5 protein-coding genes are annotated in these 12,172 nt (G+C 58.2%); 2 read left to right on the plus strand and 3 right to left on the minus strand.

Annotated features, from left to right (window positions below):
• The first annotated feature begins 528 nt into the window (after nucleotides 1-528).
• Together ACZ5FP_RS13815 and ACZ5FP_RS13820 are read left to right on the plus strand one after the other, a co-directional pair.
• Complete coding sequence (locus ACZ5FP_RS13815; protein ID WP_464660767.1) at nucleotides 529-4,311, plus strand: vitamin B12-dependent ribonucleotide reductase; 3,783 nt, start codon at nucleotides 529-531, stop codon at nucleotides 4,309-4,311.
• Between the two features lie 690 nt (nucleotides 4,312-5,001).
• Nucleotides 5,002-6,549 (plus strand): arylsulfatase, encoded by a 1,548-nt coding sequence (locus tag ACZ5FP_RS13820; RefSeq protein WP_464663273.1) that lies wholly within the window; start codon nucleotides 5,002-5,004, stop codon nucleotides 6,547-6,549.
• Nucleotides 6,550-6,951: 402 nt separating this feature from the next.
• Here the strand turns inward: ACZ5FP_RS13820 and ACZ5FP_RS13825 are convergent, their stop codons facing one another.
• The 3 genes from ACZ5FP_RS13825 to ACZ5FP_RS13835 form a co-directional block, all read right to left on the minus strand.
• Complete coding sequence (locus ACZ5FP_RS13825) at nucleotides 6,952-7,518, minus strand: Chromate resistance protein ChrB (RefSeq protein WP_464660769.1); 567 nt, start codon at nucleotides 7,516-7,518, stop codon at nucleotides 6,952-6,954.
• A gap of 31 nt (nucleotides 7,519-7,549) precedes the next feature.
• Entirely contained in the window at nucleotides 7,550-9,565 is a 2,016-nt protein-coding gene (locus ACZ5FP_RS13830; RefSeq protein WP_464660770.1) for a bifunctional DedA family/phosphatase PAP2 family protein, read from the minus strand.
• Nucleotides 9,566-9,626: 61 nt separating this feature from the next.
• Nucleotides 9,627-12,149, minus strand: a complete 2,523-nt coding sequence (locus ACZ5FP_RS13835) for a cation-translocating P-type ATPase (RefSeq protein WP_464660772.1) — start codon at nucleotides 12,147-12,149, stop codon at nucleotides 9,627-9,629.
• Between the last annotated feature and the right edge of the window lie 23 nt (nucleotides 12,150-12,172).

The following is a 12,172-nucleotide window of genomic DNA, read 5'->3' on the forward strand; positions in this document are numbered from 1 at the left end:
TCCCCGTTATCCACATATGTGACACACAAGATGTTGCGGTCACAAATATGTAAAAAACTAATTCTTGACGCTCGACCCCGAGTCACTTTTTATAGGGCAGTCGTTGCGTTTGTGGCGTGACCGGGGAGTAATGTGACCGGTCTTTTTCCCAGTTTATGCAGTGTTTTTCACAGCTTGCGCCCTATGGCGCACGCCGGTGATGACCTGTGTCTGCAGCCGGAAGAATACCATTGTGCACAGAGAAATATTTGTTGGGTAAATGGTGTCTTAACACAATATTTAGTGTTTACAGGTATGTTAGACACCAGATAATGTGACATTCTCATTTGGGGCGAGTCACAAAACAGGCGTCAAAAAAGGGCCGCCGGGCCCAGGACTGAAGCGGTGAAAACCGCATCGAGGACAGGTCGCGGCGACAGCACCGGATTCAGCTCCTGAATCCGGATAGGACGGGTTTGTGTTCTTGATGCGCGCAGCTCTTCACATGGCGCCCAACGAACACTATATATAGAGACAAGGACGAAGCAGATGCGGATCGAACGGCGTTTTACCAAAGAGAATCAATCAGCCTATGCGGACATCGAATTCCGTGTAGCGACGAGCGAGATCAAGAATCCCGACGGCTCTGTTGTGTTCCGTCTGGAGAATATCGATGTGCCGGCCCAGTTCAGTCAGGTCGCGGCCGACATTCTCGCGCAGAAATATTTCCGTAAGGCAGGCGTACCGGCCAAGCTGAAGAAGGTTGAGGAAAATTCCGTCCCTTCATGGCTGTGGCGTTCGGTTGCCGATGAGGAAGCTTTGGCAGCGCTGCCGGCCGACGCACGCTATGGCTCGGAAATGGATGCGCGTCAGGTTTTCGATCGCCTTGCCGGCACCTGGACCTACTGGGGCTGGAAGGGCAAATATTTCGATTCGGAGAAAGACGCCCTCGCCTTCCGCGATGAGCTTGCCTACATGCTCGCCACCCAGCGCGTCGCCCCCAATTCCCCGCAATGGTTCAACACAGGCCTGCATTGGGCCTATGGCATCGACGGCCCCGGCCAGGGCCACTATTACGTCGACCCGGACACCGGCAAGCTGACGAAGTCAAAATCGTCCTATGAACATCCGCAGCCGCATGCCTGCTTCATCCAGTCCGTCGCCGACGATCTGGTCAATGAAGGCGGCATCATGGACCTGTGGGTTCGCGAAGCCCGCCTGTTCAAGTACGGCTCCGGCACCGGCTCCAATTTCTCGTTCCTGCGCGGCGAAGGCGAAAAGCTTTCCGGCGGCGGACGCTCCTCCGGCCTGATGTCCTTCCTCAAGATCGGTGACCGCGCTGCCGGCGCCATCAAGTCAGGCGGCACGACCCGCCGCGCGGCCAAGATGGTGGTGGTTGATGTCGATCACCCCGATATCGAGGAATATATCGACTGGAAGGTGAAGGAAGAGCAGAAGGTTGCCGCTCTCGTTACCGGTTCCAAGATCGTCAAGCAGCATCTGGCTGCCATCATGAAGGCCTGCGTCAACTGCGAAGCCGACAATGGTGATTGCTACGAACCCGCCAAAAACCCGGCGCTGAAGCGCGAGATCAAGGCGGCCAAGAAGAACCAGGTCCCGGAAAACTACATTTACCGGGTTATCCAGTTCGCCAAGCAGGGCTACACGGATATCGATTTCAAGACCTACGACACCGACTGGGATTCGGAAGCCTATCTCACCGTTGCCGGCCAGAATTCCAACAATTCCGTGTCGCTCAAGGATGAATTCCTGCGCGCCGTCGAGAATGATGGCGACTGGAGCCTGACCGCCCGCAAGGACGGCAAGGTCATGAAGACCCTGAAAGCCCGCGACCTCTGGGAAAAGATCGGTTACGCCGCCTGGGCGTCCGCTGATCCGGGCCTGCATTTCAACACCACGATGAACGACTGGCACACGTGCCCGGCGGCCGGCCCGATCCGTGCCTCCAACCCGTGCTCGGAATACATGTTCCTCGATGACACGGCCTGCAACCTCGCATCGATCAACCTCCTCACCTATCGCGGCAAGGACGGCAAATTCGACGTGACGGGCTACGAGCACACGGCCCGCCTGTGGACCATCGTCCTCGAAATCTCCGTGATGATGGCGCAGTTTCCGTCCAAGGAAATCGCCCGCCTCTCCTATGAATACCGCACGCTCGGTCTCGGCTACGCCAATATCGGCGGCCTGCTGATGACCTCGGGCATTCCCTATGACAGCGCCGAAGGCCGCGCCATCGGCGGCGCCCTCACCGCCATCATGACCGGCATTTCCTATGCAACCTCGGCCGAAATGGCCAAGGAGCTGGGTGCTTTCAACGGCTATGCGCCGAACGCCGCCAACATGCTGCGCGTCATCCGCAACCATCGCCGCGCTGCCCATGGCGAAACCCAGGGTTATGAGGGCCTCGCCGTCAACCCGGTTGCGCTGATTGCTTCCGACTGCCCGGACCAGGACCTGATCGCCCATGCCCGTTCGGCCTGGGACAAGGCGCTGGAACTCGGCGAAAAGCACGGCTACCGCAATGCGCAGGCCACCGTCATCGCGCCGACCGGCACGATCGGTCTCGTCATGGACTGCGATACCACGGGCATCGAGCCGGATTTCGCTCTGGTCAAGTTCAAGAAGCTCGCCGGTGGCGGATACTTCAAGATCATCAACCGCGCCGTGCCGGAAGCCCTGCGCACGCTCGGTTATTCCGAAAGCCAGATTGCTGAAATCGAAGCCTATGCCGTCGGTCACGGCAATCTCAACCAGGCACCCGCCATCAACCCGGGTTCGCTGAAGGCCAAGGGCTTTACGGACGAGATCATCGCGACGCTGAACACGGCGTTGAAGTCGGCCTTCGACATCAAGTTTGCAGTCAACAAATGGACGGTCGGCGAAGACTTCGCCAAGAATGTTCTCGGCTTCACCGATGAACAGCTCAACGATTTCTCCTTCGAAATGCTGCCGGCACTCGGCTTCTCCAAGAAGGAAATCGAAGCCGCCAACATCCACATCTGCGGTGCGATGACACTGGAAGGCGCGCCCTTCCTGAAGGAAGAGCATTATCCGGTTTTCGATTGCGCCAATCCGTGCGGCAAGATCGGCAAGCGCTATCTCTCGGTCGACAGCCACATCCGCATGATGGCCGCCGCCCAGCCCTTCATCTCCGGCGCGATCTCCAAGACGATCAACATGGCCAATGAAGCAACCGTCGACGATTGCAAGTCGGCCTACATGTTGTCATGGAAACTGGCGCTGAAGGCCAATGCGCTCTACCGCGACGGTTCGAAACTGTCGCAGCCGCTGAACTCCTCGCTGCTCGCCGACGTGGATGACGACGAGGACGATGCCATCGAGGCGCTGATCGATGCGCCTGCCGCCGCCCGCGCGGTGCAGGTCACCGAAAAGATCGTCGAGCGCATCGTCGAGAAATATATCCACGACCGCGAGAAACTGCCGAACCGCCGCAAGGGGTACACCCAGAAAGCCGTCGTCGGCGGCCACAAGGTCTACCTGCGCACCGGTGAGTTCGACGATGGCCGCCTCGGCGAGATCTTCATCGACATGCACAAGGAAGGCGCAGCCTTCCGGGCGATGATGAACAACTTTGCCATCGCCATCTCGCTCGGCCTGCAATATGGCGTGCCGCTGGAAGAATATGTGGAGGCATTCACCTTCACCAAATTCGAACCGGCCGGCATGGTTCAAGGCAATGACGCGATCAAGAACGCCACGTCGATCCTCGACTATGTGTTCCGTGAGCTGGCTGTCTCCTATCTCGACCGCCACGATCTTGCCCATGTCGATCAGTCCGACTTCTCCAATACTTCGCTTGGCCGCGGCATCTCCGAAGGCAAGACCGAGCCGGTATCCAAGGGTCTGACCCGCGGCGCCGTCCTGAAGATGGTCAGCCCCGGCGCTCCTGATCCCAAGGGTTTCGGCTCGGGTGCACCGAAGGCCGTCATGGCGTCGAACGTCACGGCCCTTGCGACCCGCTCCGCCGTTGCCATCGCGACCAAGCCGGCCATTGCCCAGGCGCAGGACGAGGCCACGGGCTTCAAGCGTGACTATGAGGAACGCGCCAAGGACCAGCTGGAAGAAGACACATCCGCTGCCTCCGCCCTGTTTGGGGATGCCAGCGCCGAAGCCGCGGCGGAAGAAGCCAAGGCCGAAGCAAAGAAGGTGATGTCCGACCGCCGCATCAAGTCGATGATGCAGGGCTATACCGGCGACAGCTGCTCGGAATGCTCGAACTTCACCATGGTGCGCAACGGCACCTGCCTGAAGTGCGATACATGCGGAAGCACGTCCGGCTGCAGCTAAACCAGCCGAGTTGTTGGTGGGAGACCCAAAGTTCTGTATTTAGGACCCAATGTTCCGTTCTGCTACCAACGAAGTCAAAGACTTAGCTGAAAAACTATTTCCGGAGAAAACGGGTTTCCCAAGGGTTGGGGAACTCAAGAAAGCGAAAAGCCCAAACTCATGGTTTGGGCTTTTTCTTTTTGAATGACATTCCTGGCGTGCCCAACTAAGGCCGCGTTAGATTGGGCAACATCAACGCCACAAATGGCAAGGAATCTCCTCACGGTGCAATTTCACTCCGCGTGGTGTCCGTCAAGTTTGGTGCTAAGCCGAGGTCAAAGACCATATCTGTTTGATTGATAAACTGGCATCAGCCATATCGATTTCTATGATCGGTTTGACGCATTGAGCTTCGGTTACGCAGCGCGACACGCGAGCCTCCAAATTTCGTTGACTGGCTGCCACCTCCGCCCGAGCCATGTTGAAGGGCAACATTAACAGTAACGTACTTGTTTCCTGGGTTTCGTCGATCACTATCCGGATGCTGAATTTCCAATTTGTCCGGCCAACGGTCTGAACCAAGGAGAACAAGCCATGAGCGCGGCTGACGACGTCCACGAGACCTCCCCTACATCTGAGACAGACTTCTCTCCACTCAATCTCAGTCGCCGCAGACTTCTCATGGGCGGCACGGCACTCGCAGCCGCATCGATGATGGCGTCAAGCCCGTCAGTCGGCACCGCACAGGCTCAACAGCAGCCCCCGACCCCGAGCGGCAAAAAGCCGAATATTCTCGTCATCTTTGGCGACGATATCGGCCAGACCAACCTCAGTGCCTATTCGTTTGGCTTGATGGGATATCCGACGCCCAACATTGATCGCGTCGCCCGCGAAGGCATGATGTTCACCGATTACTATGCGGAGCAGAGCTGCACGGCGGGCCGTTCGACCTTCATTACGGGCCAATGCACCCTGCGCACCGGACTGTCAAAGGTGGGTCTGCCCGGCGCGAGCGTGGGTTTGCAAGCGAGAGATGCGACCCTCGCGGAACTGCTCAAGCCGCTGGGCTATGCCACCGGGCAGTTCGGCAAGAACCATTTGGGCGATAAAGATGAATATCTGCCGACCAATCACGGCTTCGACGAGTTCTTTGGCAATCTTTACCACCTTAATGCCGAGGAGGATCCGGAGAACCACTTCTATCCTCAGGACCCGGAATTCCGCAAAAGGTTCGGTCCCCGTGGCGTGCTCAAAGCATCCGCCGATGGCAAGATCGAGGACACCGGGCCGCTGACGAAAAAACGCATGGAGACGATTGACGACGAGACGTCGGCCGCCGCCATTGATTTCATGCAACGCAAGGCGAAGGCGGACCAGCCATTCTTCTGCTGGTTCAACTCGACGCGCATGCACTTTCGCACACATGTGCGCGAATCGCATCGCGACAAGCCGGGCCTCAATTCGAGAACGGAATACGCCGACGGCATGATCGAGCACGATGCGACCATCGGCCAGGTTCTCAAGGCAGTGGACGATCTCGGCATCGGCAACGACACCATCGTCATCTATACCACCGACAACGGCCCACATCAGAACTCCTGGCCGGATGCCGGAACGACGCCGTTCCGCAGCGAGAAGAACACCAACTGGGAAGGTGCATTCCGCGTGCCTTGCATGATCCGCTGGCCGGGACGGATCAAACCCGGCTCGGTCTCCAATGAGATGATCAGCGGGCTTGACTGGCTGCCGACCTTGATGGCAGCGGCGGGCGATCCCGACATCAAGGACAAGCTGCTCAAAGGCCATCAGGCCGGAAACAAGACCTTCAAGGTGCATCTCGACGGCTATAACCAGCTCCCCTACCTCACGGGCAAAGAGGAACGCGGGGCTCGCAAGGAATTTATCTATTTCAATGATGATGGCGCGGTCGTGGCGCTGCGGTTCGAGAACTGGAAGGTCGTGTTCGAGGAACAGCGTGTCGAGGGCACGTTACGAATCTGGGCCGAGCCGTTCACGCCCCTGCGTGTCCCAAAGCTATTCAATCTGCGATCCGACCCCTATGAACGCGCCGATGTCACGTCAAACACCTACTATGACTGGCTCATGTCGGACGGCGCGGGAATTTTCCTGGCCGCACCACCCATCGTCGGTGCGTTTCTGGCGACCTTCAAGGAATATCCACCCAGTCAGCGCCCATCGAGCTTCAGCATCGATCAAATGGTCGAGAAGTTGCAACGGAGTTTCGACACCGCAAAATAGCGATGCGGCAGCATCCGGCCAAAGAAAGGCCTTTGGCCGGATTGGATACGAGGATCACAGTGGAGAACGTGCGTTCTCGGGCATCAAGACCTCCATCGTGCCGAATTCCAGCATGGATCGCGATGTCCGCCACGCCCACTCATTGTCTCGAGACGGGTGGTGGACCACACACATTGTTTCAGTCGCAAGTTCTTTTCAAGTGAATGGCCATTCCAATTGCTCAAGAAGTGCGAGCAGCGAGATCAAAGCTAATAGACCTGTTCAGTATCCGTCGACCTCAACCAGTGCTCCTGTTCAGTATATTTTCGTGCGTTGTTCGAACTGGCGCCATGGCCATACTGACGAAGACTCCTGAAAGTGACACCTCCAATCGACGAAGTATGTTACTCCCCTACATCTGCATCATGGGGAAGGCAGTGTTGGGCTGGATTTATTCTCGTCCTGCGCCGCAAATACCTGTTGTGCGAAGGATTCGAGCCGCGCTTCGCACTCGTTGAGCTTTGTGGAAGCTTCCCCGCCCTTCGGCGATTGGTAGAAATCGAGCGCCCTTATCTTTCCAAGCCAGGTGCGAAGCTTCTCAAGGTCCTCGTCGTTTTCTTCAAGTTCGGCATAGGTGAATTTTTCGGCTGCCGACTCCCGATCAATCTCGGCATGGAAGTCGCGGCAGCGTTCAAAGAACTCCTGATAGGCCTCGTCACGATCGGCATTGAAGCGGGCGACGACTTTTTCCTCCTGGGCACGATCGAGACCCGTCGTCTCCAGCAGAACCGCCTCGCCCTCCATTTCCGCAATCTCATGCTCGAGCACTTTGAGACGGCGCAGATGTTCGTCGGTCTTGGGCAGGAGACACACGCCGTTCTGCAGATAAACCGCACCCATGCCCTTGATCTTCCGCCACAGCCAAATGCGTTTCTTCGCAGGCTCTGCGGGAACTTTGTATGTCAACAATATCCAGGACAAGGAAGTCATGTTTCAGTCCTCATGTTGCAGCCGTCGCCGGTCAATATTCCTTGGCCAGCAGTACCCGTCCATCCCATTTGCCATCACTATAGGGCTTGTTCAGCGGCAAGAGCTTGGAACCCGCAAGGGCACTGGCAACAGCGTCCCGGGGCTCATTATAGTTCGGCTTTTCCGAGACAAGAGTTGCTCGCGCATAGGGGAAACTCAGCTGTTCCGTAACCACCGAGCCGATCCATAGCGGTTCGTTGATGCTGGCCGTTACTTGCGTGTCCACGCGCCAGAGCCGCAGGACAGAGCGCGACGGAGCGCTGCCACCCTCCCCGGCAGGCCTGATCAGAACCAGTGACGGCAACCGGCCGGAATTCATGAAGGGCAAGACGGGCAACAAGGCAGGATCGGTTGTCGCCGTTGTCCAGGCCATGGTGCTCGCCAGCGACCAGGGAACAGGTTGTTTCCAGCCCGCCGCTCCCAGTTGTGCCTGCAGCGACTGAAGGCTGCCGCTCCATTGCACGGTCATGGGTTCCTGGCGTTCGCCTTCGATATCCAGACGATTTTGGGCAGGCAGATGATAACTGCCCCGCCACCATTCATCCGCGGGAATGGTCGTGATTTCCCGCTGGATCGAATAACGGACGACATCGGACGGATAGCGCCAGTAAATGTTGATGCTGCCTGCCGTGATCAATGCCGCGATAGCCACGAATGCAAGGGGCCGGACGTTAATTTCCCCGACGTGATAGTGATAGGCGAGGCCCATGACGATCAGCCACATCGCGGCAAATGTCAGGCTTGCCGATACATCGGAAAACCAATGCGCGCCGAGATAGATGCGCGAAAAAGCGATGAGAACGATGAATGACAGGGCAACGGCAAAAACCGGAATTTGTACGATTGCCCGGTATTGGCGGGCGATGATGAACGCCAGGAAACCATACATCACGGCATTGACCGTTGTGTGTCCGCTTGGAAAGGAAAACTCGCTTACGCCCGTATAGGCCATTTCACCGGGGCGAGCCCTGTGGATCGCGAACTTGATTCCGGTGTTGAGTGCGCCCGCAAATCCGATTGCCGCGATCCAGTATGCGGCAGTGCGCCAGGCGCGCTGCCAGAGCAGCACGAGAAACACACTTATCGCAACACAAAGCACGACGACCGTGTCGCCCAGTTCCGTCACACCGATGAGGAGACGGTCACCCACGGATGTTCGCAGCTGTTGCAGCATGGCGTAAATAGCAGCATCGACCGTCACCAGGGTATCCCCGGTCACCACGTCTTCGAGTATCCCGAGGAACAGCCATGCGGCGGCGATAATGGCGATTGCCCAAAGGGTCAGGACCCGTGTTTCGGAACGGGATGGATCGATCAGCGGCTTGATCACCTCTGCGATCCAGCCCTCCTTTGTCTGCGTCCATTGCCAGAGCTTTTGCTGGCCGGCGGCGAGCCTGGGAACGCCGTAGCGGATTGTCAGGCGGACAAACCAGATGATCATCCAGACCAGAATGATGAGAGCAATCAGCAGAACCGCGAGGCGGCCCGCTTCGTCTCCGGCAAGGCTCAAGCTTGCGCCGACAAGCAGACCCGGTATGACGTGGGCTGGTGCCCAGACGAATGCCGAGACGATATTGGCGATGTAAAATCTTCGAACCGGCATGTGCAGAATACCGGCAATAAGTGGAACGAAGGCCCGGGCCGGAGTGAATCGCGACAGAAAGATACTCTTGCCGCCGTGCAGCTCGATAAAGCGCTCGCCTTTGGCAAGCAGTCCCGGTTGCCGATTGAGAGGCCAGCGGCTGAGAATGGCTTGGTGGTACTGCCGGCCAAACCAATAGGAGATGCCGTCACCCGCAATAGCACCCGTAATGGCGGTGATCAGGAGCGGCCAGACGGTGACTGCGCCCGTCGGCACCAATGCGCTGATGCCAATGATGATGGCGGAACCGGGCACAATTGCGCCGATAACCGGAATGGCCTCGGACAAAGCCAGCAGGAAAACCGCCGCATAGGCAAGTCCGGGATGCGCTGAAATGAACTCGATGATGCTGCTGACAAATGACATCAAATGTCATCCCTTGGCTTTTGACTGGCAGGGCTGTTTGCATGTTGATCCGCTCGCATGTTCACCTCGCAACACCATTGCCAAGCCTGAAGACATTCAACCACAGGGGCACAATCAACGACACCAATGCACACGCCGCCGCCACGGTGAGCGGAACGGCTTCGCCGCCAAGAAAGGTGCTGATCGTTTCGACGACGGCGATCAGCGCAGCAAACATCACACTGGCACCAAACCAGATCAGCAAGACGCGGTTGGCGAGGATGTGTTTCAGGTTGGTTACACCCTGACCGCCTGCCATTGTAAGACCGATGACGGCATGCCCGACAAACCAGCTGATGAGCGCGAGCGTACGCGCTGAATCCAGACCAAAATGCGTCAAGCCATACTGAAACACCGCAAAGACCAACAGCGCCAGCGTGAAGCCGCCGCACACGATACCCTGGATGAGCGGCCTCGTGAAAAACGGCGCGTTGGGGTCACGCGGCGGTATGCGCATGACGTCTTCGTCGGCCGGCTGGCTGACAAAGGCAAGTGCAGCCCCCAGATCCATGAACAGTTCCAGAATAACGATCTGGACCGGGGTGAACGGCAAGGGATGTCCCAGAATGGCGGCTGCGGCACTGACCAGGATCAAAGCCAGCTTGACCGCGAGGTAGAAGCAAATGGCCTTGTTGAAATTGGCAATCAGTCGTCGGCCTTCCCGAATGGATTCCACCAGTGTGGCAAAGCTGTCATTGGTCAACACGACATCGGCCGCCTGACGCGCCACATCACTGCCGGCGCGTCCCATGGCAACACCAACAGCGGCGGCCCTCAGCGCCGGAGCGTCATTGACGCCGTCGCCCGTGACCATGACAACGTGACCAAAGGCCGATAGCGCCTGCACGATCCTGAGCTTGTCGACGGGTTGCGAGCGGGCAACCACCGCGCCTTTGCTCATCATCGCGGCGATTGCCGAGTCGCCCATTTCCTCAAGCTCGGACGCATTGATCGTCACGTGATTTTTGATCCCGGCTGCGTCTGCGACGGCGTGTGCCGTGCTCGCCTGATCGCCCGTGATCACCGAAATGTGCACGCCGGCTGTATCCAGCGCGGCGATCGCCTCCTTCACATCCGCCCGGATCGGATCCTGAAGGATCAACAGACCTTCAAATACCAAATCGGTCTCGCAGTCTTGCCGGGAGACGTCGCCGCCTTGTCGCAATTGCCTGGAGGCAACGGCCAGGATACGCCCGGCCTTGCCATAGTCCGCGGCCTTTGCCAGCAGCCTTGCGCGGGTCGCCTCATCCAGTGGTACGGCCTGTGTCTTGTCGCGGAAAGAAACGGCAAGTGCAAGAATGGCTTCCGCCGCGCCCTTCGCACCGATCTCAACAAACGCACCCGTTTGAAAATAGCCGGACGATATGCGGCGGGCACGGTCAAACGGGTAATTATGGGTCGGGGCAGCATTTGGCACCTGCCAGTGATAACAGGCATCCTCTATTGCCCTTTCCACCGGATCAAACAGTTTAAGATCGCCGCGGTGTGGTTCGCTGGCAAGGCTGGCGGCCGCCAACACAGGTTCATTCGCCTCCGGATCGGGACGCTGACCCAGCAGCTGGTTCGGGCTGATAATTCCCGCGACCGTCATTTTGTTATGGGTCAGCGTTCCCGTCTTGTCGGTGCAGATGATGGTGACGGCACCAAGGGTCTCGGCCGCCCTGAGCCGGCGCACGATCGCGCCGCGTTGCGCCAAGCGCAGCCCGCCGAGGCCAAGCACGACCACAATCAACACCGGCAGTTCTTCCGGGACCGTGGCAAATGCCACTGACAATCCCGTCAGGATCATTTCGTCGCCTGGTCTGCCGGCGAAGTAACCGATAAGGGGAATGACCCCGCTCACGCCAACGGCCACCCACAGCAGTACCTTGGCAAGGCTTGCCATACGCAGCTGCATGGGCGTTTTCGGCTCGCGGGTGGTGGCGACCAGTTCGGCGATCGTACCGATTGTCGATTCCGGGCCCGTTTTGGTGATCAGGACGCGACCGCGACCACGGACGACGAGCGTGCCCCCTAGCAGATAGGCATTCTTTTGATGCGATACAGGTTCGGATTCTCCGGTGACGATGGACTCGTCTACCGCAAAATCTTCGGCATCCAACAGACGCCCGTCGGCTGGTATCTGCGAACCCGCGCGCAATTCCACCACATCCTGCGGCACAATTTCTTCCACAGGGCGCTCAACCACTTCACCGTCACGCCACACCAGAACCTTGGGTTCCGCCATGGCCGCCAGTGCTTCAACCGCACGCCCTGCCCGCCACTCAATCGCAGTTTCCGCCAGGGCAACGGCAATGATGACGCCAAAGATGATGAAGGCATCGCCCGGGTTTCCCAAGATGAAATAGAGAACCCCGATGATCAGCAGAAGCAGCACAAGGGGCTCCCGCAACGATTCCAGCAACTCGTCCAGAAATGTCTCTTGCTTGCGCAACGAAGCCCGATTGGGACCGGCCTCGCCGAGGCGGCGACGGGCATCGCGGCTTGTCAGGCCATAACTCTCCATTGGAACAGTCGCTTGCGCACCGCGGATATCATCGATCATGGAACGAACTCTGACTATATGAA

This window comes from Phyllobacterium sp. T2-21 (assembly GCF_055378485.1).